Raw genomic sequence first — 25,158 nt, forward strand, 5'->3', positions numbered from 1 at the left:
AATAGACGTTAACGGACAATTTTTAACCAGCGTTCGATAAGATTCACGACAACCAGCAAACTAAAGTTAATCAGCAAATACAACAATCCTGCGATCACAAAGGTTTCGATAATGGCGTAGTTTTGATTCATTAGCCGTTTAGCATGTCCAGTAAGCTCCATGACGGCGATGGTAGAGGCAAGGCTGGTGCCTTTAATGACTAGCACGATTTCGTTACTGTAGGCGGGTAAGGCTTGTCGTACGGCTAAAGGAAAAACGATACGATAAAAGCGCTTAAAGGGCGACATGCCAATGGCTTTAGCCGCTTCGATTTGCCCCGTGGGTATGGATTGGAAGCCTCCTCTAAAGACTTCGCTGATGTAAGCGCCGCTATTTAATGCAATGGCTAAGATAGCGCATTTTGCCCCATCGCTAAAGAGCCACCACAAGGAGGGAGTGTGTCGAATGAAACCTAAGGTGCCGATCCCGTAGTACAAAATAAAAAGCTGTACTAATAGTGGGGTGCCCCGAAATAATGTGCTGTACCCAAATGCAAAGCCCGCTACCCAGCGGTTCGTCGACATGCGCATCAAAGCAAACAATAGCCCGACGCCTAACGATAAGATGATCGAAACGATACCGATATAGACCGTAAGGCCCATACCCTTGAGTAAGGTGTCGACGGTGTAGTGAAAGAGCTCGGTATCAATCATGATATGGCTCTCATGCCGCGACCGAAATAGCGCTCTGCCATCACAAACATGGCTTGGCTTGCCAGCCCAACGATAAAGAACAGGGCGGCGGCGAGTAAATATAAAGCCAATGGTTCACGTGTGGCGGCCGCCCCAAGAACGGCAGCTCGCATAATTTCTACCAAACCGACTAAAGAGATTAAGGCGGTATCTTTTAGTGCGGTTTGCCAAACGTTATTCGAACCGGGCAGGGCATACCAAAACATTTGTGGAAGAATGATACGAAATAAGCGCTTATGAGCTGGCATCCCAATAGCTTTAGCGGCTTCAATTTGCCCTTCAGGAATGGCTTTAAGCGCCCCTCTGAAAACCTCAACACTGTATGAGCCAGAGATAATACCGATGGCTAATACACCCACCATAAGCGGGAACCAACGGTTTAGGCCTTCTTCCCAATTCAGGAAGGCTCCAAGGTCGGAAACAAACTGCACCGAACCAAAGAATAATAAATAAATAATCAGTAGCTCTGGGATGCTACGTACGATAGTGGTGTACAAACTAACGAGTCCACGTAATACCAGTGGACCGTTAGTTTTAATGCTGGCGCCGGTGATGCCAATGATGACGCCAAGCATCATGCCTAGGGTTGATACGAGCAACGTCATGCCGGTACCACGCAATAGCATCCAACCCCAGCCTTCCTGCAAGATGCGAATGATGGTATCGAGCATGGTGTTCGTCTAGTCCTGAATTACTTTTCTTCGCAAGCTTCGTAGTTAGCCAGATCAGTATCAAACCACTTTTCGCTGGCGGTTTTTACCGTGCCGTCTTCAATTAATTTGCACAGTGCCGCATCAACCTTTGCTTTGAGGTCGGTGTTGTCTTGGTGGATACCCACGGCAATACCGTAACCCAGCACCTCAGGATCAGAGGAGCCTTTGATCACGTACTCAGTAAGTGCGAAGTCGTCGTTCTTTAAGTTATTGAAAAAACGAGTTTGCGATGACAGATCAGCAAAGGTACCGTCTAAACGACCGGCGTCTAAATCGATTTGCATTTGATCTAAGGTGTCGTAATTACGAATGGTGGTGTTGGGTGCCATTTTGGCTAAATACGCACCGTGTGTGGTTCCACCTTGAACACCGATGGTTTTATCATCAATACCATTAAAAATGGTGTCGGCATCTGAGGCGCCGATGAGTTCGCTTTTCGCGGGCAAGATAAAGATGGCATCTTCAACGGCGTAAGGGACGCTGAAGTTAATGCGTTTAGCTCGCTCTGGCGTATAGGACATGCCCGAGATGATCAAATCGAAGCGATTGGCGCTTAGCGATGGGATTAGGCTATCAAAGGCTTGTACGACGAAATTGCAATCGGCTTCTAGCTCTTTACAGAGCGCAGCGCCCATATCGGCGTCAAAGCCGGTAACGTTACCGGAGGCATCGACCATGCTCCAGGGCGGGTAGCCGCCTTCGGTACCGATTTTGAGTGATGTGGCGGATACGGCTGTTAAGCTGAATAAGGCTAAGCTTGCGCCCAGTATGGTTTTTTGAATCATTTTCATAGTAAGAATCTCCCTAGGGGTCTGCTGTCGGTAGGGTTATGTATTCAGAATAAATAACACCTGTAAGTCCGGCTACTGATGCTACAACAAAACTGCCAAAACGTATTTCAGTGTAGGGGTGCTAAAAATTGACGTAAGCGCTGTGATTCCGGGTGCTCGAAGACGTCTTCCGGTGTACCTGACTCTTCCGTGACGCCATTATGCATAAAAATCACATGATTAGAGACTTCTTGCGCAAATTTCATCTCGTGCGTCACCAGAATCATCGTACGGCCCTCTAGGGCGAGGTCGCGTATAACGCGTAACACTTCGCCCACCATCTCTGGGTCTAATGCCGAGGTGGGCTCGTCGAACAATAAAACGTCAGGGTCCATGGCCAACGCTCTGGCAATGGCCACGCGTTGTTGCTGCCCACCCGATAATTGTGCAGGATAAGCGTGGGTTTTATCGCTGAGACCGACTTTAGCGAGCAATTCTAAAGCGTATTTCGTGGCGTGTTCACGAGACATGCCGTTAACGTGTACAGGGCCTTCGATCACATTTTGCAAGACGGTGCGGTGCGACCACAGGTTGAAGTTCTGAAACACCATGCCCAGCCGTTTACGCACACGTTCTAGTTGTTTGGTGTCAGCGCTAACGACCACACCATTACGCTGGGTGCGGCTACGCAGGACATCATCGCCAATATGAATCTCGCCTTGTTCTGGTACGACCAAATGATTGATACAGCGCAATAATGTGCTTTTACCCGACCCGGATGAGCCAATGATAGAGATCACTTCGCCCTTTTTAGCGCTAAATGAAATTCCCTTTAGTACTTCATTATCGTTAAATGTTTTGTGTACGTTGTCGACTTGTACAGCATACGGGTTTGGAGATTGATTCACAGTGACTGGCTCAGCCCAATTTATCTTTACAGACGTTTGATAGTTAATACAAAGCAGGTAATTATAAGTACTCTGTGCATCTCTGGTCGAGTTTAGCGACATATGACTATACATTCCCTTAGGGAATCTACCCAGACTGCGTTTGCGGTTATCCCTAACAAATAGGCCGCTCTGGTGAGCGGCCTAAGCGTTCAGTTTTAGCGTGTTAGGGATAAAGGCCGCGTAACTCTCGTGATTCAAGAATACGGTGGCAAGCGGTAATGAAGGCGGCGGTACGCAGTGTGACTTGATGTTCACGAGCGACGGCAGAAACGTCTGAGTAGGCGGCGCGCATCATGGCCTCAAGGCGACGATTAATGAGCTCTTCTTCCCAGAAGAAACTTGAGAAGTTCTGTGCCCATTCAAAATAGCTAACGGTTACACCCCCTGCGTTAGCGATGACGTCCGGAATCACCATAATGCCTTTATCGGTAAGGATATCATCGGCCTCAGGTGTGGTCGGACCGTTAGCCCCTTCGATAAGTATGCGCGTACGTACGTCGTGGGCATTCGCGGCGGTGATTTGTCCTTCTAGCGCTGCGGGAATCAAGATGTCTGTTTCCAGCGTCCAGAATTCGTCAGCTTGCATACGGTCAGCATTGGGAGCATTCAACACCCCGCCGGTTTCGTTCACATGTTGTTGTAAGGCAGTGATATCTAAGCCATTCGGGTTGTGCACCGTACCGGTGTGGTCTTGAACGGCAATGACGATGGCACCGGCTTCAACAAATAAACGTGCCGCCGTGCCCCCGACATTCCCCAAACCTTGAATAGCAATGCGAGCGCCTTGTAGATCCAGACCGATATCGCGAGCGGCTTCTACGCCCACGGTATAAACACCGCGGCCGGTGGCTTCTACGCGGCCTAAACTACCCCCTAACGCAATGGGCTTACCAGTGACGACGCCAGTTGTGGTGGCGCCGACGTTCATGGAGTAGGTGTCCATCATCCACGCCATGGTTTGTGCATTGGTGTTGACGTCGGGTGCCGGTATGTCTTTGTCTGGGCCAATAATCACGCCGATTTCGCTGATGTAGCGGCGCGTAACGCGCTCTAGTTCTTTCTGAGAGTAAAGCCTAGGATCGATTCTGACACCGCCCTTAGCGCCACCAAAAGGGACATTAACCGCTGCACATTTCACAGACATCCATGCAGAGAGTGCCATGACTTCAGAGAGGGTCACGTCTTGATGAAAACGAACGCCGCCTTTACCGGGACCACGCGTTGTGTTGTGCTGGACACGGTAGCCCTCGAAATGGGCGATGGTGCCATTGTCTAATTCGATAGGGATATCAACGGTTAAAATACGTTTAGGGCGTTTTAGTGTTTCCACCCATTTCCCTAGCTTACCGAGATAAGGAGCAACGCGCTCGACTTGCTCAAGGTAAATGCCCCACGGCCCAAGGTCGTGTGCATTGAGGTACGAAGGAAGTTGGTGCGTGGGGGGCTGAGACATATTCTCCTCGTTACGATCAAAAATGCAGAGGCTTTTTTATTGATTTAAAAAGCAAAAAAGTGCGTACGCAGCAATCGCAGGGCGTACACACCAATAACGTATTGTAGTGCTGAGCGTGGGACTTGTCCTGATTTCTACGTCAGAAAAGAAGAATAACGCTTATTAATGCTCATATCGAGCTTATTAGACATGAGAGGTTTAGGGCGTTTTGCGTTAAGGTAGCAAGGCAAAGCTTCGCTGTTTTTATTCCGTCAGTTTTAAAAGTGTGATGAACGTATGTTGCAACGACTTCAATCGATACAAGCGCGTATTGAGAACGCGTGTGAGCGTAGTCAACGAGATCCTAAACAAGTGGTACTACTTCCCGTAAGTAAGACCTTTAGTAACGACTCTGTAGTAGAGGCGCAGCACTTGGGTTTGACTCGTTTTGGAGAAAATCGCGCAGAGGATATCAAGGCGCGAGCCGAACAGATGAATGATCCGCAGCTTCAGTGGGTCATGATTGGTTATCTGCAAAGTCGTAAAGCACGAGATGTTGCCAAATACGCCTCTGAGTTGCAGTCCTTAGACCGTTTGTCGTTAGCCGAGGCGTTAGACCGACGGTTGCAGGCTGAGGGAAGGCAGTTAGACGTACTTATTCAACTAAAAACGGCCGTTGAAACGGCTAAATCGGGTCTTGATCCCGCCGAGCTGTGCGCTTTTCTAGAGGCCTTAAGGCCTTACCACAGCGTAAATCCGGTAGGGGTGATGACCATGGCAACGCAAACCACGGATGAGTCTGAAATTCGGCGTTGCTTTGCGTTGGCGCGAAACAGTGTGCATCAGGCTCAGCAGCGATTTCCCTCCCTGACCCGCCTATCCATGGGAATGAGCAATGATTTTGAAGTGGCCATTGAAGAGGGCAGCACTGAAGTCCGGGTGGGTACTGTATTGTTTGGAACACGCGATGTAGCGTAACCGTCATTTACACGTTACGGTTGCTATAAGCTAATTACCGTACGCAAGCACGAAGGCTGAGGTATATTTTCAGCATCCATCGCTATGTCGAACCAAATAAAGGAGATAACCATGAATTTCGCTAAGCTTAGCGCCGTTGCGGTCGCGGCGTTGATGACCTCATCATTTGCTCAGGCCAATACTTTAGAAACGGTAAAACAGCGCGGACACGTAGAGTGTGGCGTTACCACAGGGTTTGCTGGTTTTTCTGCGCCCGACGATCGCGGTGAATGGGCCGGTCTCGACGTGGATATGTGTAAAGCGGTTGCAGCCGCCACCTTTGGTGACGCTACTAAATTTAAAGCCGTTCCCTTGAATTCACAGCAGCGCTTTACGGCCCTACAGTCTGGCGAAATTGATGTGCTGGCCCGTAATACCACGGTGACGCAGCAGCGAGACACCGCCTTGGGCGCCATCAGTGCGGGCGTTAACTTTTATGATGGACAAGGGTTTTTAGTACCCACGGCCTTAGGTGTTAGCAGTGCTAAAGAGCTTGATGGCGCCACAGTGTGCATGCAAACGGGCACGTCAAACGAAAATACAATGGCAGATTGGGCCCGCGCGAATCAGATTCAGTACAAGCCAGTGGTTATCGAGCAGTTTAACGAAGTCGTTAATGCCTTTATTGCGGGACGATGCGATGTTTTTACTACGGATGCCTCGGGCTTAGCGTCGATTCGTATTTCTAAAATGACCAATCCTGACGAATACGTTGTTCTACCTGAAATTATCTCTAAAGAGCCTTTAGGCCCTTTTGTACGTCAAGGTGATGATGCGTGGTTGAACATTGTGAAATGGTCGCTGCATGCCATGTTAAATGCCGAAGAAATGGGTATTAACTCAACCAACGTGGATGAACACTTGGAAAGTAAAGATCCGAATGTCCAACGTTTATTGGGCGTAACGCCAGGCGCAGGTAAAAACTTAGGGCTAGACGAGAAGTGGGCCTACAACATTATCAAGCAGGTCGGCAATTACGGTGAAAGCTTTGAGCGTAATGTCGGCAAGGGCAGCCCTTTAGGCATTGAGCGCGGGTTGAATGCACAATGGACTGATGGTGGCTTAATGTACGGTTTGCCCATACGTTAAGGTTTGTGGCCGCGTAGAGAAGCTAAAACAGCCTCGCTAGCCGAGGCTGTTTTTATTGAGCTGCCTCACCACGTTAGCGAGGTTAAACGTTTCGTTTATACACCAGTGAGATGCGCGCAAAGGCAATTTGCAGTTCTTTGGTGCCCGCTTGAAACACCACGGGTCGGCCCCTAGCCGGAAAGCAGATTAGACGCTTAGAAAATAGTAGCGGAACGAATTTCGCATAACGCAGGTCTTCCCAGCTAATTTCTCGTCGCATGACCCATTGTTGCTGTATGCCTGTCTCGTTGATGGTGGTGCGGCCCACCAACATAAACCACGTAATGAGGATGAGACCGAAATAGCTGAACACAATGGCCCCAATAACGTAGGGGCTGGCTTGTTGGCCGCTGTCGGTTGCCGCCGTACTGATCAACTGTAAGCCGATGACGGCTGTGATAATTAATGCGGCAATGCCGATGGGCTTGGGCCAGGAGCGTCCTTGAAGGGGCAGGGGGGCAAGTTCGGCTAATAGTGCTTCGTGTTCGGCGGTGGTGGTAGACATGGGTTTAAGCGCAAGAGCCGGCGGTTATGGCATTACCGGCGCGGCTGACCGACGGTTTACCCAGTTGTTTTGAAATCCAAACGCCCGTTTCGACAACGGCATCAAAATCCACACCCGTGTGTATACCTAGGCCATTTAGCAGGTAAAGCACGTCTTCGGTGGAGACATTGCCGGTGGCCCCTTTTGCGTAGGGACAGCCACCCAAACCGGCGACTGAAGAGTGGTAAATAGAGACGCCGACTTGCAGCGAGGCATAAATGTTGGCTAAAGCTTGCCCGTAGGTGTCATGGAAATGCCCGGCAATTTGTTCTACAGGAACAACGTTGGCCACTGCGCGCATGAGGCTAGCCACTTGACCTGCGGTGCCCACCCCAATTGTGTCAGCGATATCAAACTCGATAACGCCTAAATCTTGCATGCGTTTGACCACATCCAGTACGGCTGCTTCCGGTACCGCACCCTGATAAGGACAACCTAAAGAGCAACTAATGCTGCCGCGTAGACGAATGCCATCGCGTTGCGCGGCTTTGGCGACGGGCTCAAAGCGCTGTATCGATTCGGCAATACTGCAATTAATATTACGCTGCGAAAAAGCTTCGCTGGCCGCCGTAAAAATAACGACCTCGTTTACGCCTGCGGCTAAGGCATCGTCGTAGCCCCGCAAATTTGGGGTTAGGGCCGAATAAAGGGTTGTAGGCAAACGGTGAATACCTTGCATCACGGCTTTGCTATCTGCCATTTGGGGCACCCACTTGGGCGACACAAAAGACGTGGCTTCTACATTGCTGAACCCTGCGTTAGCTAAGCGGTTAACCAGTTCGATTTTGATGGTGGTGTCGACAAGCTGGGCCTCGTTTTGCAGGCCGTCGCGAGGGGAGACTTCTACAAGTTTTACGCGTTCGGGTAAGGACATAGCAAAGGCTTAATGGATGGAAAGGCAGGGCCCAACAATATTGTATAGCGAGAAGCTAGCCGCGGGTTAGTCGTTGGTAGCTACCGTCGGGCAATTGGTGAATGACATTCATGATCTCAAGCTCAACCAGGGCCGTGGCTAAGTCTGAGGTTGGAAGTTGGGTGCGCTCTTGTAATCGTTCAGGAGAAACCAGATCGTATGACAGCGCATCTAGCACGAGCTGTTGCATGGGCGAGGCCGCGATGGCGTCAGCGTTGACGGTTGCCGATGCGTTGTGGTGCGCTGCGGGCAAAGGAAGGTGGGCTGGCAGTACGTTTTTAAGTTCGTCGTTGATGTCATCGGCAGAATCCACAAGCTTGGCACCTACAAGCTTGGCACCTTGGCGTATAAGTTGATGGCAGCCCTTAGACAGGGGTGAGTGGATAGAGCCCGGTATGGCGAACACTTCACGACCCATTTCGCCCGCTAATCGTGCCGTAATTAAAGAGCCACTTTTTAGCGCTGCCTCGACGACGACAATGCCATGCGCTAAACCCGCAACGATGCGGTTGCGTTTGGGGAAATGATACTGCAGTGCTTTCGTTCCTAAGGGAAACTCGCTAAGCAGTAGCCCTTGTTCTGCGATGGTATGAGCCAGATTGCGATTGGCTGCCGGATACACAATATCGATGCCGGTGCCCAACACTGCGATCGTACTGGCTTGAGGGTGTTGTGCCGCAAGGCTGCCTTTATGCGCGGCAGCATCGATACCCGTCGCCAAGCCGCTGATAATCGTCCAACCTTGACGACACAGGTGCTCGGCAAAGGCGAAGGCATTTTCATTACCTGCCGCTGTGGAACTTCTGGCCCCGACGATGGCCAAAGAAGGTAGGTTCAACAGTTTGGTGTTCCCTTTTGCGTACAGTAGCAACGGAGGGGTATGGCCAGTAAGTAGCGCCTGTGGGTAGGCTTGATCTGCTAAACTAATGATGGCGTTTCTTTCTTGCGTTGCCCATTCAAGGCTGCGTTCGATTAGTGTTGCTAGGGCGTCATCGGGCGTAGCCTTTAGTTGCGTGGCTAAATTAAGCGGCAGCAGTTTCGCAAGGGCCGATACTGATTGCGAATAGATGTCGTGCGGCAAGCCAAAATGCGTTAATAGCACTTGTGCTTGGCTCGGGCTTAGATTGGGCTCTAACGAGAGCCGTAACCAGTTTGCTAATTCAGGTTCATTGTCGATGTATGGCATGCCGATAAGTGTGGCACAAAACAAGTGCCAGAACCTAGGGTGGTGACCTATTTACCCATTGCTGCTATTTCGCATAACTCCAACCTTTTGTTTTAATGATACGTGTTCAAGGTCGAATTCAGGCCGATATGCCCTCGTCCTCGTAATTGTTTTATGATATCGATTGAACGCTTTTCCGGATTGTAATCATGGCTTTGCTCCCAATTCTTCATTATCCCGATCCTCGTTTGCACACGGTGGCTAAACCGGTGCAAGTGGTCGATGATCGCATTCGTCAGTTAGTGGCTGATATGGCTGAAACCATGTATGACGCCCCTGGTGTCGGCTTGGCTGCCACACAGGTCGATGTGCATGAGCGGGTGGTGGTGATTGATATCTCAGAAGAGGGTAATGAGCTTCTCGTGCTCATTAACCCCGAGATCACGTGGCGTAGCGATGAGCTACAAGTGTACGAAGAGGGCTGCCTTTCGGTGCCGGGGGTTTACGACAAAGTCGAGCGATCGGCAGAAATCAAAGTGCGCGCGCTCAATGAAAAAGGCGAAAGCTTCGAGTTTGAGGCCGATGGTCTGTTAGCAGTGTGTGTCCAACACGAACTTGACCACTTGTTGGGCAAGGTGTTCGTTGAGTATTTGTCTTCCTTAAAACGGGATCGCATTCGTACTCGTATCCGCAAGCAACAACGTGAAGCACAGAAAGTCTAATGCGTATTGTTTTTGCGGGTACCCCTGAGTTCGCACGTCAGGCGCTTGTTGCCCTGATCGAAGCCGGACACGAGATCGTATTGGTTTTAACCCAGCCTGATCGACCTTCAGGACGAGGGATGAAGTTGCGGCCCAGCCCAGTAAAACAAGAGGCGCTTGATCGCGGTATCGACGTGTCGCAGCCTCGCAGTTTACGCCTTGATGGTAAGTACCCTGAAGACGCTGCACAGTGCCAACAATTATTGAATCGCTTGGACGCCGATGTCATGGTGGTGGCCGCTTATGGGCTGATCTTACCGACATGGACATTACAGCAACCTCGGTTCGGTTGCTTAAATATTCATGCCAGTTTATTACCAAGGTGGCGTGGCGCTGCCCCGATACAGCGTGCGATCGATGCGGGTGATACTGAAACCGGTATTACCATTATGCAAATGGACGAAGGTCTGGACACCGGCGATATGCTTTGGATACGTCAACTGCCCATTCACCCTTCGCATACGGCGGCGCAGTTACATGATGAGCTTGCTGAGTTAGGTGCACAAAGTATTGTCGAGGCCATTGAGAAGCTTGATAACCATGCTTTGTCAGCCACGCCACAGCCGTCCGAAGGGGTGTGTTATGCAGAAAAACTTCAAAAGTCTGAGGCCCCTTTGGATTTTTCACGCAGCGCGGTTGACTTAGCCCGACGCGTTCGTGCCTTTAATCCTGTGCCAGGTTCAACCATCGAGCTGCCAGAGGTTACAGGGCCGGTTAAAGTGTGGATGGCACAAGCCTTGCCCCACGATCCCAACGCGACAGCGGGTGATATTGTTTCGGTCAGTACCGAAGGTATTGATATCGCGACCGGTGATGGGGTATTGCGTATTCTTGAGTTACAGCGGCCCGGAAGTAAGCGCCAGCCTGTAGACCAGTTTGTGATGGGCTGGCAGCCTAACTAAGGCTGTGTACGAGGTTGTTGCAGCCATTCAATCACACCGATAACCATGCCGCTGCCACATACAATAGCGATGCCTATCCATGTTAATGCGTCTGGAAAGTGACCCCAGATCATCCACCCTAAAGCACCGGCTCCAATGATCTGCAAATAGGTAAAGGGCGCGAGCATCGAGGCGGGTGCGCGCTGATAGGCTTGAATCTGTAGTAAGTGTCCGATGCACCCCCAGAAGCCTGTGGAACAAAGAATAAGCCATTCAAACAGGCTAAGTTGCTTGGCAACGGACCACATGCTGTCGAAATAGAAAGGAATAAGTAGGGTAGAGCCCACCGCTCCGACTAGGCCGCTCCAAATAAGGGTGGTCATGGCGTTATCAATCGCGACTCGGCGGGTTGCGATAAATTGCGTGGCGATCATTACCGCACCCACCAAACCAAACAGCACCCCAACAATCGGTAAGCCAGAGCTTGGACGAATAATGACGAGTACGCCGAAAAAGCCAATAGCAGCAGCAATCCATCTGGATTTTTTCGGGGGTTCGTTAAGTAACCATGGTGCAGCCGATAGCACCAGTAATGGTGCAAGAAAGTTGATCGCGGTCGCTTCGGCTTGGGGTAGGTAACTTAAGGCGGTGAAAAAGCAAAAAGTGGCCACGAGCATGACGAAGCCACGTACGAATTGGGCGCCTGGGCGTTTAGGAATAAAGACGGCGAGCCCTTTGCTGGGAAGCACCAGCATAAGGACTAATGCCAAGTGCACGATGTAGCGCACCCAACACATCAGTAATAATGGTGCACCAGCCGCCATGATCCATTTGCCACCAGCATCAAGTGCAGACAAGGCCCACGAAGACACAATTAAGATGAGTATGCCGAAAATCGGATTACTGTAACGGGTGCCTTTTGCATTTCGAGGAGCATGGGACCGAGTCGATAGCCGCATTTTTTGATACTCCGCGAATGCCAAACCAAGAAAAGGTGGTCTAAACCTCGCGGCCGTGCGAGATGTAGACCTTACTTATATTAAGCGATTATGAGCGAATTGCGTTCAGTACGGCCTCGATGCTTGCACCCACGTTCAATAGGTGGTGATCGTGCATTGCCGGAGCTGCTAACATTAGGCCAACAGGTGCGTCGTCAGTGTTGTGGCAAGGCAATGATAGCGCGCAGCCATCTAAGAAGTTGATGAGGGTGGCGTTACGTAAGATGAGGCCGTTCGCGGCGAAGTAAGCGTCATCTGAGACTACTAAGTCATCAATTTTGGGAGCGATAACGGGCACGGTAGGCATCAGGACCGCATCATACGAAGCTAATTGAGATTCGACGGCATAAATCCAGCGCTCGCGGGTACGTAGCAGTTCAAGATAATCAGCGACGTTTTGATCTTCGCCACGCTTCATGCGGGAAGCGACACGCGGGTCATACTGTTCGTAATGTGAATTGACCAGCTCGCGGTGGTGGCCCCAGGCTTCAGCGCAGACCAAACCGCCTAAGCGATTAATGTAGGGCAGCTCGTTAAATTCTGGAATTTCAATGTGGTCTACGGTAGCGCCAGCGGCTTCAATGGCCGAGATTGCTCTTTCTATCGCAACTTGTACGGGGGGCTCGATCCCTTCAAATACAAAATTGGTGGGGACCGCAAAGCGTAGTTGAGCCAGAGGAAGAGCGGAAGGGGCTACATAGCTTTCACCACTGATCACCGCATCGATAATGGCGCAACACTCTACGGATAAGGCCAAGGGGCCGCTTGAGTCTAGGCTATCAGCTAAGGGCATGACGCCATCTGAAGGAATACGTTCGGCAGTGGGTTTAAAGCCCGTCAGGCCACAAAAGGCTGAAGGTATGCGGATAGAGCCGCCTGTATCGGTTCCAATTGCGGCTACTGCCATGCCCGTTGCCACGGATACGCCTGCCCCTGACGAGGAGCCACCCGGAATGCGTCGGTTTTCTGCGTCCCATGGCGAATGTGGCGTGCCGTAGTGCGGATTAATACCAAGCCCAGAGAAGGCGAATTCGGTCATGTTGGTGCGACCAATGATGATCGCACCCGCATCCAGTAAGCGTTGTACCAGCAGGGCGTTCTGGGTTGCGGCGGGCGCATCATTGAGCAGCACGGAGGCGCCACGCGTGATATCACCTTGCTTGTCGAAAAGGTCTTTGATTGAAATCGGTAGCCCCTCAAGCGGTGAACGAGCCAAGCCCACACTACGTAAAATATCCGATGCTTTGGCGGCGGCCAGCGCCTGTTCATCATAGACCGTTAAAAACGTGGTGCTGCCTTGCCCTTCTGGCGCATGGATTCGGTCTAAGGCGGCGCGTGTTAGCTCATAGGATGTGGTCTCGCCGCTGTCGAGTGCACGTTGTAAGTCAGAAATGGTAGGAAACATAGTCGACAAGACTCCGATTTCAAGAGGTAGCGCCCCGTGTAAGAATGGGGCGCTATGTTTTGTTAAGCGATCTCAGGAAGCACATCAAGTGTGTAGCGATGGGTAATGCTGCGCTGTAACTGAGGATCATACAGCTCCATGATGAAGGTATGCGATGGTCGAATGCCACCAATGGCGCCCACCGTACCACATGTCATGCCTGCCCCTGCGGGGATGCTGTCTTGATTGAAGTGGCCTTTAATCAAGTTCATGGGGTTTTGCAGAGTGCTTAAGGGGCCTTCTTGGTACAGCACTTCGCTGTCATTCTCAATAATCCATGATCTTAAGATCAGCTCGTCCCAATGCGAGGCGACATCCGAGAACAACCAAGCATCTTTAGCAACGGGTTTGGCACAAATTTGCTTAGATAAGGCAACGCTATGGGCCTCTAAGTCGCGATCAGTATGATCAGAGGCGAGGCTAACCATAAGCTCGTCACCGTGGCTGAACATGAAAACTTCAGCTTCGCCTGATGAGCTAGGCCCTACTGCTTGAATGCTGGGCTCTTGGCTTAATTGATTCGCCGCCACTCGATAATAAAGAGGAACGGCGCTGGGACGAGGGACGCCAAGCTCTGCTAGCTCTTCAATGTGGTGTTCAATTGCCGCCATATCTCGACCGGCCCAACCTGCAATAATGCAGTGGGTGAAGTCAATATCGAGGGCTTCGGTATGGTCAGCGCGATGTAAAGTAAAAGTAAGTTGCATAGTGATTGACTACATTGAGTTCGTTTTAATTAGCCGAAGAGTCGTGGTAACAACAGGGCAATGTCAGGAAAGACAGCTAATAGCACAACCATGAGGAGCAGCATGAACACAAAAGGGATGCTGCCAACCATCACGTCGTTCATACTGCCGCTGGTGCGTAAGCTTTGAACCACAAATAGGTTGAGGCCTACAGGGGGGGTGATAAGCGCGACTTCCATCAAAATAATGATGACAATACCGAGCCATATCGGGTCGAAGCCCAAAGCGATCATGACCGGTGCCACGATGGGTATGGTTGTGATCATCATGGATAAGGTTTCCATGAAGCAGCCTAGTGTTAGATAAAACACCACTAAGACCAACAACATCATGGTGGGGGACACGCCGAGGTCAGTAATTGTGCTGGTCAAGGCGTTGGTGACGCCCGTGGCCGACATAATAAAGTTCATGAATGCCGCACCGATCACAATCAACATGATCATGGCGCTGGATTTCATGGTGCCTTCAAGTACCTCACGCATCATGCGCAGACTCAATCGTCCTGAAAAAGCCGCCAATATTAAGGCTCCGACTACGCCTAAAGCAGCTGCTTCAGTCGGTGTTGCGATACCAGCATAAATCGAACCGACCACTAATAAAAAGATAGCTAAGGGAGGAACCAGATGCGTCAGGCTGGCTAGACGGGCGGCCCACGTTGCGTTGATTCGTTGCCCGCCCCAGCTTGGTTTAAGTGCGCAGGTGATGGCGATGGCAAGCATAAAAAATACAGCCATACCGAAACCAGGCAAAATTCCAGCCAGATATAACTTAGGTACTGATGAGTTCGTTAATACCCCATAAATGACCAAGTTAATTGAAGGGGGGATCAAAATGCCGAGTGTCCCGCCAGCGGCAAGACTACCTAAGAATAAGGGCTCGTTATATTTATGCTTTTTGATTTGAGGTAGTGCAACGGTGCCCACTGTAGCTGCGGTGGCTACGCTTGAGCCGGAGGTGGCTGAAAAAATGGCGCTGGCACCGATGTTAGCGTGCATCAAACCACCGGGTAGCCATGATAACCACAGACTCATGGCGTTATACATGCGCTCGGCCAACCCTGAGCGAAGTAAAATTTCGCCCAACATGATGAACAGTGGGATCGCAACGAGCAAGAATTCGTTACTACTACCCCACGCGACTTCGCCCATCGCCCGAGTCAGAGGTAGCATGGAATATAAAGGGTCTAAGACTAAACCGACTAAGCCTAAGGCGGCGCCTACCGGAATGCTGATGCCGATAAACACTATCAGCACGATGATGGATGTTGCAATCATGCTTGATCTCCTTTAACCATACGTACACCAGCCTGAGCTTCCTCGTGGGCCTCTTCTTTTGCGCTGCGAATGCCGCAAAGCTCTTGCACAGACTGAAAGTTACCAGTGGCCAAGGCAACCGATGAACGGATCAACATCAATGTCAGCACAATACATAGCCAAATAAAGCCAGCAGCCCAAAGGCTTTGGGGGATCCATAGTGGCGTTCCAAGCAAGGTATTGGCCGTGGATTGTGAGGACCATGACTGCATGGCGACCTCCGTGGCATAGCGTGTTAAGTACACAATAAAGACGGCTAGCCCTACTAGCGCCAACCAATCGGCAATGGCAGCTAGGCGCGTAGGAAGAAGCTGATAAATGGCGTCAATACGAATATTGGCGCGTTGAAGTGTGGCAAAGGCTAACGCCCATGAAATACTGATCGCAAAGGCATAACCAGACAGTTCATCCGATCCGCCTAGCGGAGCATTGAAAAGCTTTCGTGCGATGACGTCCGCTGTAATGTAGAGAGCACTGATCAGCGTTAGGCTGCCTGCTACCCAAATCGCAAAACGCGATAGATTGGTAGCGCTCAGAATGAGCCGCCCTAGCAGGGAAGGAGACGAAGTGGTGGGGATCATTTTCTATACCATTAAGTGAATTTGTCCCCGAATGATTCGGGGACAATGTGCGTCAGTCGAGCGCTGACTTTTACCATTCAGGTACTTACTTGCTGGCAGTGAAGCCTAAGATAGGGCCAAGAAGGGTATTGAAGTTATCCACACATTCAGCCGAGCAGCGCTCTGCCCATTTAGGAACTACCACTTCAGCCATCGTTTTCTTCAATAGTTCGTGATCTTGCTCTGTGGGTTCAACCAACGTCATTTCACCTTTGACTTCTTGAGTGCACTGATCAGAACCTGTGTTGCAGTCGTAGCCTTCTTGAGTCTCTCTGGCAGCAGCCTCCCAAATTTCGTTGTACAGGTTTTGTATATTCGTTTCTAAAAACGCCTGTACGTCGGGGTCTAGCTTGTTCCAGTAAGCCTTGTTCGCCGCGTGGATCTGCTGATTCCAGTTAATCGGCAAGGTGTATAAATGCGTACTCACTTCGTACCATTTTGCGGAGTAGCCAGAGTAAGAGCCAGTGATGGCGCAATCGACGACGCCATTCTGCAAGGCGGGTACCACTTCACCAAAAGGGATGGTTACGCTGTTACCACCAAAAGCCTGTACAAATTCGGCTTGGGTGCGGCTGCTGGTACGCACTTTTTTACCCGCTAAGTCATGTAGGCCGCCGAAGTTGCCATTACAAAAAAGGACCTGTGCTGGGTAGGTAGACATGCCCAACACTTTAATGTTGTTCTTATCGTAGGCCGCTTCATAAGCAGGCATAAAGGCATCGGTAATTTTACGAGCGGTTTCAATATCGGGTGCTAAACCCGCTAAGTCGATGGCTTCGTTAATGGGGTTGTCACTGGCGAAGTAAGCCAAGGTGGCTGTGCCCATGGGAATCACGCCTTGACCTACGAGACGCATGATTTCAGGGCCTTTTAAGCCCATTTCATTGAAGCCTTTAATGTCGGCCGTGACCTTGCCGTCTGACAATTCGGGTATGGTCTGGGTCCAGAAAGGGTGCTCTGCGTTTTGATAGGCCGTAAGATTACTTAAGCCACCCACAACAGTGAGCTTGGTAGCTGGTAGTCCGCTAACAACTTCTTGAGCGACTACGCCTCCAGAGACGGCTAATACCGAGGCGGCAAAGGCAGAAAGTACTAAACGTTTCATACAGAATTTTCCTTAGAAAACGCAACATTAATGTCAGGCGCTCAGATGGCGCACGGGTGACAAGAGAATGACGTTATTGAAGCTTTGGCTTGATGCGGTGATCTAACTGCTAGAGCAAGTAAAAACAGGCGGTATGAAAAAAGCGCGAGGGTGCTGAAGGCCGCTGCGTGCTATTACCGTAATGTTCAAGTACCGATGACAAAGGCATTTGGCCCAGATGACTGGTCCTGTTGTCGCTCTGCAATTTTTCCACAGTATGGATTGCACCGTAAGCCGCAAGCAGTGTCCAATTGTTAGTTTCTATATGAGTCTATAAGGCTTGCTTATCAGCGTCGCTGGCGTTAGCAGCAACGTTTTGCGCTAACTTGGCAACGGTGCTAGCGGTGAAACTATCGGGAGAATCGACCCACGTTGCATAAAACTGTATGGCTGGTAAGGGGGCAGAAACGTCCAAAAGGCGCAGCTTTCCTTGTTCTAGCTCTTCTTCTATGACCACTTTGGCTAATACACTTGGGCCCATTCCGTGACGTGTCATTTGGACAATCGTGCTTAGTGAGGCACTACCGTAGATGCGGGGTGATTTCACGCCGGCTTTGTGCAATAAATCGCGTACGGTGTGGTAGGGAAGGCTGCCACTTGGGTAGGTGATGACAGGGTAAACACCTAGGTCCGAGATTTGTATTTGACGGCCGTGTAGTCGCAGTTCTGGGCTTGCTACCCAAGCAAGGTCATAGTCACACAAATGCAGACTGTGTTCTTTAGGGTCTTGGGTTTCGCCCACCAACATAGCGAGGTCGATTTGATAAGACAGTAACTGTTCGCGTAAGACGCTGCTGGTATCGACATGTATTTCAATGACCAGACTGGGATACTGCTGATGAAGCTCGTCGATAAGTAGGTGTAACCACGTTTGTACCAACGTTTCGGCAACGCCTAATCTGAAGGTGCCGCGTATCGCATTCTCTTCCTTGGCAACACGCATCATTTCTGTTCTGATTTCCAGCGCTTGGCGCGCGTGGGTCAGTAGCTCTTGGCCCTTTTCGGTAAGCTTAATACCTCGGGTACCCCGCTCAAAGAGCTTTACCGAGAGCGCGCTTTCTAAGCCCGCAATGCGTTGTGAGATAGACGGTTGAGTGGTGTTGAGTTTCTCCGCCGCCGCACGGAAGCCTCCCAATTGGGCAACCCAGACAAAAGCTTCGATTTGTTTGAAATCAATCATAAGTAAAAACAGGGTAAAGAGGCGATGCGGTAAGGGGCGTTTAAACGTAGCGTGGAGTCATTTTAAGGCTTAGGCATGACCTGATGGTGGCGACGTGGAATGAGGGCTTCGGTTTGTAGCGCCACACTACTATAATCGCGCCATGACTTTTAAAATACTCATTGTACGCACCTCATCACTTGGTGACTTAGTGCATATGTTGCCCGCCATCTCCGATATTGCCAAGCATGTTCCCAATGCGCAAATCGACTGGGTGGCTGAAGAGTCGTTTGCGGCGATTCCATCTTGGCATCCAGCGGTGAATGAAGTAATTCCTGTGGCGCATCGGCGCTGGCGTAAAACGTGGTGGGCACGAGACGTGCGGGAAGAGCGGCGTGCGCTAAAAGCCTTATTGGGAAGTCGCGAATACGACGTAGTATTAGATATGCAAGCGCTCATGAAATCCATTTGGTTGGTACGACAAACCCGAGGGGTGCGACACGGCCTGAATTGGAAGTCCGCACGAGAACCCTTAGCGTCTTTGTTTTATAACGTTAAGCATAAGGTAGGTTTTTGGCAGCCAGCCGTTATACGCCAACGCACCTTGGCTGCTGCTGCTTTTGGCTACGAATACGCAGGTGAGCCTGATTTCGGTCTGCAAGGTATTAGCGATAGGGTAGCGGTGCAGCCTTATGCGATTATCATGCCTTCAGCTAGTCGTGATGACAAACTGTGGGCCGTGGATAACTGGCATCGCGTGTTTGATTATTTACGTTCGTGTGGTTTACGTATTAGAGTATTAGCGGGAAATGAAGCTGAGACTCAACGTGCTGAGGCGCTTATTGCCGGGCGTGACGATGCGCAGGTATTGCCCAGAATGGGGCTGGATGGTGTAGCCGAACAATTAGCGGGTGCTACCATTATGGTAGGTTTAGATAGTGGGTTAACGCATTTGTCAGCAGGTTTAGGTCGTCCTACTATTGGCATTTATAAGGCGTCTACGCCGGTGCGCACACCGCTAGAAGGTCGCGCTTACACAGCGAGTTTGGGCGAACGTGGGCGTGAGCCTTCTGCAGAAACTGTACTTAGCGCGATAGAGCAAGCGCTCGATAGCGTTAAGCCCGATCTATCATTATTAGGATAACGCCGCGTGCTTACCGTTGATCTCGCTATTACTCGACAGTGGTTACTATTTTGAGTCGACACCTCTATACCCTGCTGCTGCGTATTGTGTCACCCCTATTGCTGGCGTGGATGGCCTTACGTGCCAAACGTGCCGGTGGAAAATGGTCAGTGTTTGGCGCAGCCCGCTTTGGGTATTACCGAGGTAACGGTTTAGAACAGCGGCCGATCTGGATACATGCCGTAAGTTTGGGTGAAACCCGGGCGGCGCATCCCCTTATCGCAAGTTTACTGAGCCAAGGTCACACTGTCTTATTAACCCAGTTAACGTATACGGGGCGCACTGAAGGGGCTAGAGCCTTTGCATCGGAAATCGCACAAGGACGCCTGACCCTGCAATGGTTGCCTTACGATTTCCCCGGCGCAAGTAAACGATTTATTGAGTTTTATAAACCTTCTGTCGCCGTCATTATCGAGCGCGAAGTGTGGCCCAACTTGATGCACGCTGCCAAGCGAGCTCAATTACCTGTGGTATTGGCCAGTGCCCGCTTTTCAGATCGCTCTTTGCACCAAAGTTTACGTATTGGTAGCTTAATGCGCGGGGCTTATTCCAGCTTTACGGCCATTTATGCTCAAACCCTAGAAGATGCCCAGCGCTTAGAGCAAGCGGGTGGGAAGGCTGTTCGAGTCTCTGGCAATTTTAAATTCGATGTGCAGCTACCAGTTGCGCAAGTTGAGCGCGGGCGTCAGTTTATGACGGCGGTGGGGCGCCCTGTGATTGTCATTGCCAGCACACGAGAAAGTGAAGATGCGATGTTCGTGCCCGAAATCGCACGGCTGATAAAGCGCGAGCAGCAACTCGATATTGATCCCGATAAACGCACGCTTTTTTATCTTATTCCTCGGCATCCAGAGCGCTTTGATACTGCTTACCAGATGTTGCAAACCAATGGCTTAACGACGGTCAGGCGGTCTGAACTCATTGATTTGGGTGATGGTAGTCATAGTGCAATCACGTTGTGTAGCGAAGCGGATGTGGTGCTGGGCGACTCGTTAGGTGAAATGCCGTGGTATTACGCCCAAGCTCATGTGGCGATCGTTGCAGGCAGCTTTGCGCCCTTAGGGGGGCAAAACTTCATTGAGGCATGTGCCTTGGGCGTGCCGGTTGTGGTGGGGCCCTACACCCGTAACTTTGAGCAAGCCGTTGCCGATGCCTTACATGAAGAAGCCGCCTATCGCGCACCAAGCGCAGTTGCTGCGATTAAGTTTGCGTCAGAGTTGTTGGACGACCGACAGCGTCAAAAACGCATGGGTGAGGCCGGAGAGCATTGGGTGCAGAAACACGCTGGCTCGGTAGAAAGGGTGGTAGTCGGCATCAACGAGCTACTAACAAGCTGATGCCTTGTTAACACACTACTTCAAAAAAGAAAGAACCGTGTTGATGAAAGCCTTGGGCTGCTCAATCACCGATACATGACTGGCATTTTCCAATACGGTTAGTTGGCTGTCTTTAATGCCTTTTTGTATGGCCTCAGACATCGCAACCGGTGTGCCTTGATCGTCTGCGCCAGCGATCACTAATGTCGGTGCTGAAATCAAATGCAGGCGATCGGCCGTATTGACCCCCGCCACGGCTTGGCAGCATGCCATATATCCTTGTAGGCTACACGACACCAGTAACCGCTTTGCTGCAGCAACTTGTGCAGGCTCTTCGTTGCGAAATGGCTCATTAAAATAGCGCAGCATGACGGCATCCGCAATGCTTTCTATACCATCGGCTTTCACTTTGCTTACGCGCTCTGCCCACACTTGCTTCGCGGCATCGGGGTAGCTAGAGGTCGAGTTGGCAATAATTAATTGATCCACCAGTTCAGGATGGCGAATGGCTAGCTCTTGCCCCACCATGCCGCCCATTGATAAGCCTATCCATGACACGGGGCCCAAATTAAGTTCGCGGATCAGTCGAGCGGCATCATTGGTCAGGTCTGCAATGCTGTAGGGGCCTTCGGGTGCCGCGGAGCGCCCGTGACCACGGTGGTCGTAGCTGATCACGTTGAAGTCAATGCGTAAGGCTTCGGCCAAGGCGTCCCACATACTAAGGTCGCTGCCTAAGGCATGGCTAAGTACGACGGTACGGGGCCGCCCATTATTGGCTTCGGTGTTGAGTGCTTTGCGGATCGAATAAAAAATCTTCGGGTCGTCGCTAGTGTAATCGCTATAGCCGTAACCGCTATGCTCGCTGTCGAAAGGCGATTTTTCGACCAATGCATGGCTAAACTCAGCACCAAGTTCTCGTAGGCATTGCAAGGCACGAGCGTAAGCGGTGTTGGCGGCGGGAATGCCCGCATAGATCGCGCTTTGCATTAGCACTTCACTTAATTCCTCAGTGCTTAACCCTTCGTCAGGACCTGCACGCAGCGCGCTTTTTACATGTAGCTCATACTCATCCCAATTGCCCATGGCGATGGTCATGGCGAGCGCAATCATATAGCGGCTTTTATGCTTTAAGCCTGGACGTCCCCAAATTTCATGCCACGCAAAGCGCGTGGTTAAGTTCTGAAAATCGGCGTTAAATTCATTGGCATGTGCAAATGAGCGGTCAACCCATTCATTACCTAAGGTTTTGCGTCGATTCTGCAAACCGCGTTCTAAATCAGTGTGATATTTCATGGTAAGAAAAAACAGAAGCTAAAAGAGGGGGCGAATGAAGTGCTGTTGGTGTGAGCGATGGAGCAAAGAGGGAGGCGCGTCAGAACACACGGGTCGGGCTTCGATAGCCACTACTATAACGATCTTATAACGACTCAGAAATTCAGCGAAATAAATGTCCGGCATGCGGACTGGCTAAACGGGGTTGGAGATATTGTGTTTGCACTGCGGACAAAAAGACAAAGCTTGTTTAAGATCTTTCTATTCGGCTTTTATCGAGTAAATCATAAAACATTCGTAGGATCATATCGCCATCAGGAACGATCCATTTTTAATGGGTAAATGGGATGATATTGAGCGATAAGTTAAATGAATCGATGCGTTACGGATGGTAAGTTTTAATTAACTAATTGGATATAAGCTGATAACAATAAATTATTTAAAAAGCCCTTCATAAGAAAGTAGCGCACATTAAATAATTAGTGTTTATGCCAGCATGCTAGCTAACGTAGCAGGTACAAAAAAACCCGCCATAAAGACGGGTTTTTTTTAAGCACTGTAATTAATTACAGAACTTGTACCGATTTAGCTTGTGGGCCTTTTTGGCCTTGAGCTGCTTCGTAAGAAACGCGTTGGTTCTCTTCGAGTGATTTGTAGCCACTGCCCAAGATGTCGGAGTGATGAACGAAAAGATCTTTACCACCGTTTTCGGGGGAGATGAAGCCGAAGCCCTTTTCGTTGTTGAACCATTTAACAATACCAGTTTCTGTTTGCATGATTTGCAATCCCTAATGATAATTACGAGCAACTTGCTCTAAGAACAGATTGTCAAGGTGTAAAAATCAGGGCAATTAGTACTGTTAAATACTGTATTGATCAAACTTTCGACGAACTTGATAACCTACAAATCTAATCGTATTACGGAGCTAACACCTAGTCAAGCATTAAGCGGTGCAATTTATGATCGGATTGACTATCTTATCTTCGTAAAAATTATAGCTAGCATCTTCCCCCCTCCAAGCTTACAGCCCGTGGTATTTACGGCCAAATTCTAGCGTTGCCTTGAAAAACCCCGATTTACTACCACAATCGTATCGTGTTCCCTCGTATTGATACCCGAATACATCACGTGCTTTTAATAGGCTAGCAATGCCATCGGTCAGTTGAATTTCGCCTCCGACTCCTGCTTGGGTGCGACGCAAATGATCGAAAATTTCAGGCTCCAATACGTATCGACCAACCACTGCTGATGTCGAAGGAGCATCCTCAGGTTTTGGTTTCTCTACGATAGCATTTAAATGTGTAGTATGTGTGTCAATGATTTGTCCCGAAATGATTCCATATTTATCAGTTTCTTCCGGCTCAACCTGTTGTATTGCCACGATACTTCCGTTGTGTTGATGCGCCGCTTCTACAAGTTGACGAGCGACGGGGGTGGTGGCGTCAATTAAGTCATCGGCCAGCATCACCAGAAAAGGCTCGTTCCCAACGATGGGTGCGGCGCATAACACCGCATGGCCTAGGCCCAATGGGGCGGGCTGGCGGGTGTAAATACAGCTTACGTACGACGGAATAATGTTTTGAATACTGTCTAAAAGTTCTTTTTTGTTTTTACGTTGTAGATCGGCCTCAAGCTCGGGGTTACTATCGAAGTGATCCTCAATGGCACGCTTGTTGCGTCCGGTGATAAAAATCAATTCGGTCACGCCAGCAGCAATGGCCTCTTCTACGGCATATTGAATTAAAGGCTTATCTACCACTGGCAGCATTTCTTTAGGCATGGCTTTAGTGGCAGGTAAAAAACGTGTACCCATTCCTGCAACGGGAAATACGGCTTTGCGAATTGGCTTCATGGTAAAAAAACCTTAAATGAATAACTGTTCTTAGTGGCTAGGTAGGGGTGGGCCTACCGCAATAGAATTCGGATGAATCGGTATGGCAGGGCTTAATGTTCGCCCTAACTCGCTAGGAGGCGTGCCAAAAAAACCCTGCCCAAATGCCAACACCATAAGATTGGCAATTAAAAAAATAGAAATAATAAATTTCATCATTAATGTATTGGGTAATGGGCGGTGTAAATATCGCTGGCGCTATTCTAGTTTAAAAACGGCTTATATCGAAACTTAGCCTACGCAGAGTTACCGTGTAGCGTACGAGCAAGCATGGCAAGACCGTCTAAGGCGGGCGCGGTGCACCAACGTGGTGATATGTCGAAAGATTGTCGTCGTTGCGCGCATTGTTGTGTGGCTGACTGCAATTCAGACTCGACATAATTGCGTCCACCCCCACTACAAAAAAGCAGCGGCGCGGTGTTCTGCTGTTCTGCCGTGACCAGCCATTGACGCAATACGGCCCCAGCTTGGGCGGCCGCAATGCCCGAGGTGATGGCCGAGCGCGTGTCGTTCGGAAAAGCCGCAAGGCTTCCTTCACCTAAGCCTAATTTAGCCGTGTGAGTTGCCAGCGACTGATGCATGAGGTGTGGCCCAGGCAGAATAAGCCCACCAGCGAAATGATATTGAGCAGCTTGACTGTCGTACAAAACGGTATCGATCGTCGTTGCGGTGCCAAAGCTAGCGTGAATAAAGGATTGGGGTTGGTTGCCTAGCGCGTTGGTCAGGCCGATAGCACTAAACCAACGGTCGGGGCCAAGTTTCTCTGGTTGTTGGTATGCGTTGCTAAGGAGTGGGTGGGGGGTGGTGCTATCAAGCCACTGTATGGTTAGCGACCAAGGTAATACAAGGCTTTCAAGCTGAGCAGCCAGCGCATCATGTGCGACCTTAATGCCATAGACGGCATGAATGGGCTGTTTGATGTGTGTTAGCCAATCTGACACTTGCGGCATGTCTTCATGCGCAAAGGCCACGGGTGCGATGTCCAAGAGAGGTGCGTCAGTGTGAAGCAGCCCTAACTTGGTTCGCGTATTGCCCATGTCGATTAATAAGATTGTCATCAGTGGGG

25 protein-coding genes are annotated in these 25,158 nt (G+C 50.3%); 6 read left to right on the plus strand and 19 right to left on the minus strand.

The features are described 5' to 3' along the window. Positions 1-8: 8 nt before the first annotated feature. The 5 genes from AC2UZI_RS02325 to AC2UZI_RS02345 form a co-directional block, all read right to left on the minus strand. Positions 9-692 (minus strand): ABC transporter permease, encoded by a 684-nt coding sequence (locus AC2UZI_RS02325; protein WP_486942216.1) that lies wholly within the window; start codon positions 690-692, stop codon positions 9-11. Then, positions 689-1,402, minus strand: a complete 714-nt coding sequence (locus tag AC2UZI_RS02330; protein ID WP_486942217.1) for an ABC transporter permease — start codon at positions 1,400-1,402, stop codon at positions 689-691. The genes AC2UZI_RS02325 and AC2UZI_RS02330 overlap by 4 nt, the downstream gene beginning before the upstream one ends. Positions 1,403-1,422: 20 nt before the next feature. Then, positions 1,423-2,235 (minus strand): transporter substrate-binding domain-containing protein, encoded by an 813-nt coding sequence (locus AC2UZI_RS02335; protein ID WP_486942218.1) that lies wholly within the window; start codon positions 2,233-2,235, stop codon positions 1,423-1,425. 107 nt (positions 2,236-2,342) lie between these two features. Further along, positions 2,343-3,122 carry an ABC transporter ATP-binding protein gene (locus AC2UZI_RS02340; RefSeq protein ID WP_486942219.1) on the minus strand — a complete coding sequence of 260 codons (780 nt, stop codon included), beginning with the start codon at positions 3,120-3,122 and terminating at the stop codon, positions 2,343-2,345. A gap of 205 nt (positions 3,123-3,327) precedes the next feature. Further along, positions 3,328-4,617 (minus strand): Glu/Leu/Phe/Val family dehydrogenase, encoded by a 1,290-nt coding sequence (locus tag AC2UZI_RS02345; RefSeq protein ID WP_486942220.1) that lies wholly within the window; start codon positions 4,615-4,617, stop codon positions 3,328-3,330. Between the two features lie 276 nt (positions 4,618-4,893). Between AC2UZI_RS02345 and AC2UZI_RS02350 the strand changes: the two genes are divergently transcribed. Both AC2UZI_RS02350 and AC2UZI_RS02355 read left to right on the plus strand, forming a co-directional pair. Further along, positions 4,894-5,574 carry a YggS family pyridoxal phosphate-dependent enzyme gene (locus AC2UZI_RS02350; RefSeq protein ID WP_486942221.1) on the plus strand — a complete coding sequence of 227 codons (681 nt, stop codon included), beginning with the start codon at positions 4,894-4,896 and terminating at the stop codon, positions 5,572-5,574. Positions 5,575-5,685: 111 nt separating this feature from the next. Next, positions 5,686-6,702, plus strand: coding sequence for an amino acid ABC transporter substrate-binding protein (locus AC2UZI_RS02355; protein ID WP_486942222.1), 1,017 nt, complete (start codon positions 5,686-5,688; stop codon positions 6,700-6,702). Between the two features lie 82 nt (positions 6,703-6,784). On the opposite strand, the gene AC2UZI_RS02360 is transcribed toward AC2UZI_RS02355, so the two are convergent. Genes AC2UZI_RS02360 through dprA form a run of 3 tightly spaced genes read right to left on the minus strand, consistent with a single transcriptional unit; the run spans position 6,785 to position 9,384 of the window. Then, the gene (locus AC2UZI_RS02360; protein ID WP_486942223.1) at positions 6,785-7,246 is read right to left on the minus strand and encodes a hypothetical protein; all 462 of its coding nucleotides are present in this window, start codon (positions 7,244-7,246) and stop codon (positions 6,785-6,787) included. A gap of 4 nt (positions 7,247-7,250) precedes the next feature. Beyond that, positions 7,251-8,159: a hydroxymethylglutaryl-CoA lyase gene (locus AC2UZI_RS02365; RefSeq protein ID WP_486942224.1), complete on the minus strand. Its 909-nt coding sequence runs from the start codon at positions 8,157-8,159 to the stop codon at positions 7,251-7,253. 55 nt (positions 8,160-8,214) lie between these two features. Continuing rightward, the gene (gene dprA / locus AC2UZI_RS02370; RefSeq protein ID WP_486943695.1) at positions 8,215-9,384 is read right to left on the minus strand and encodes a DNA-processing protein DprA; all 1,170 of its coding nucleotides are present in this window, start codon (positions 9,382-9,384) and stop codon (positions 8,215-8,217) included. Positions 9,385-9,572: 188 nt separating this feature from the next. Here dprA and def point away from each other — a divergent pair, with 188 nt between their 5' ends. Further along, positions 9,573-10,085 (plus strand): peptide deformylase, encoded by a 513-nt coding sequence (def, locus tag AC2UZI_RS02375; RefSeq protein ID WP_486942225.1) that lies wholly within the window; start codon positions 9,573-9,575, stop codon positions 10,083-10,085. Then, the gene (gene fmt, locus AC2UZI_RS02380; protein ID WP_486942226.1) at positions 10,085-11,026 is read left to right on the plus strand and encodes a methionyl-tRNA formyltransferase; all 942 of its coding nucleotides are present in this window, start codon (positions 10,085-10,087) and stop codon (positions 11,024-11,026) included. Before def ends, fmt begins: the two co-directional genes overlap by 1 nt. Here the strand turns inward: fmt and AC2UZI_RS02385 are convergent. From AC2UZI_RS02385 to AC2UZI_RS02415, 7 genes are all read right to left on the minus strand, one after another. Beyond that, positions 11,023-11,964 carry a DMT family transporter gene (locus AC2UZI_RS02385; RefSeq protein ID WP_486942227.1) on the minus strand — a complete coding sequence of 314 codons (942 nt, stop codon included), beginning with the start codon at positions 11,962-11,964 and terminating at the stop codon, positions 11,023-11,025. The genes fmt and AC2UZI_RS02385 overlap by 4 nt on opposite strands. Positions 11,965-12,052: 88 nt before the next feature. Continuing rightward, positions 12,053-13,408: an amidase gene (locus AC2UZI_RS02390; protein WP_486942228.1), complete on the minus strand. Its 1,356-nt coding sequence runs from the start codon at positions 13,406-13,408 to the stop codon at positions 12,053-12,055. Positions 13,409-13,470: 62 nt separating this feature from the next. Further along, on the minus strand, positions 13,471-14,154 hold the full coding sequence (locus AC2UZI_RS02395; protein ID WP_486942229.1) for a DUF2848 domain-containing protein: 684 nt from the start codon (positions 14,152-14,154) through the stop codon (positions 13,471-13,473). A gap of 29 nt (positions 14,155-14,183) precedes the next feature. Beyond that, positions 14,184-15,467, minus strand: a complete 1,284-nt coding sequence (locus AC2UZI_RS02400; protein ID WP_486942230.1) for a TRAP transporter large permease — start codon at positions 15,465-15,467, stop codon at positions 14,184-14,186. Next, positions 15,464-16,087 (minus strand): TRAP transporter small permease subunit, encoded by a 624-nt coding sequence (locus AC2UZI_RS02405; protein ID WP_486942231.1) that lies wholly within the window; start codon positions 16,085-16,087, stop codon positions 15,464-15,466. Before AC2UZI_RS02405 ends, AC2UZI_RS02400 begins: the two co-directional genes overlap by 4 nt. A gap of 85 nt (positions 16,088-16,172) precedes the next feature. Continuing rightward, a complete protein-coding gene (locus AC2UZI_RS02410) occupies positions 16,173-17,231 on the minus strand; it encodes a TRAP transporter substrate-binding protein (protein ID WP_486942232.1) in 1,059 nt (352 codons plus the stop codon). A gap of 310 nt (positions 17,232-17,541) precedes the next feature. Beyond that, positions 17,542-18,450, minus strand: coding sequence for a LysR family transcriptional regulator (locus tag AC2UZI_RS02415; RefSeq protein WP_486942233.1), 909 nt, complete (start codon positions 18,448-18,450; stop codon positions 17,542-17,544). A 142-nt stretch (positions 18,451-18,592) separates the two neighbouring features. Here AC2UZI_RS02415 and waaC point away from each other — a divergent pair, with 142 nt between their 5' ends. Beyond that, entirely contained in the window at positions 18,593-19,573 is a 981-nt protein-coding gene (waaC, locus tag AC2UZI_RS02420) for a lipopolysaccharide heptosyltransferase I (protein ID WP_486942234.1), read from the plus strand. Positions 19,574-19,623: 50 nt separating this feature from the next. Beyond that, entirely contained in the window at positions 19,624-20,949 is a 1,326-nt protein-coding gene (locus tag AC2UZI_RS02425; protein ID WP_486942235.1) for a 3-deoxy-D-manno-octulosonic acid transferase, read from the plus strand. 15 nt (positions 20,950-20,964) lie between these two features. On the opposite strand, the gene pcaCD is transcribed toward AC2UZI_RS02425, so the two are convergent. The 4 genes from pcaCD to AC2UZI_RS02445 form a co-directional block, all read right to left on the minus strand. Further along, positions 20,965-22,221, minus strand: coding sequence for a bifunctional 4-carboxymuconolactone decarboxylase/3-oxoadipate enol-lactonase PcaCD (gene pcaCD, locus AC2UZI_RS02430; protein ID WP_486942236.1), 1,257 nt, complete (start codon positions 22,219-22,221; stop codon positions 20,965-20,967). A 545-nt stretch (positions 22,222-22,766) separates the two neighbouring features. Beyond that, positions 22,767-22,976, minus strand: a complete 210-nt coding sequence (locus AC2UZI_RS02435) for a cold-shock protein (RefSeq protein WP_486942237.1) — start codon at positions 22,974-22,976, stop codon at positions 22,767-22,769. Between the two features lie 246 nt (positions 22,977-23,222). Continuing rightward, positions 23,223-24,053, minus strand: a complete 831-nt coding sequence (galU, locus tag AC2UZI_RS02440) for a UTP--glucose-1-phosphate uridylyltransferase GalU (RefSeq protein WP_486942238.1) — start codon at positions 24,051-24,053, stop codon at positions 23,223-23,225. Positions 24,054-24,328: 275 nt separating this feature from the next. Further along, positions 24,329-25,150, minus strand: a complete 822-nt coding sequence (locus AC2UZI_RS02445) for a type III pantothenate kinase (RefSeq protein WP_486942239.1) — start codon at positions 25,148-25,150, stop codon at positions 24,329-24,331. Positions 25,151-25,158 lie beyond the last annotated feature (8 nt).

This window comes from Paenalcaligenes sp. DL 463 (genome assembly GCF_057475185.1).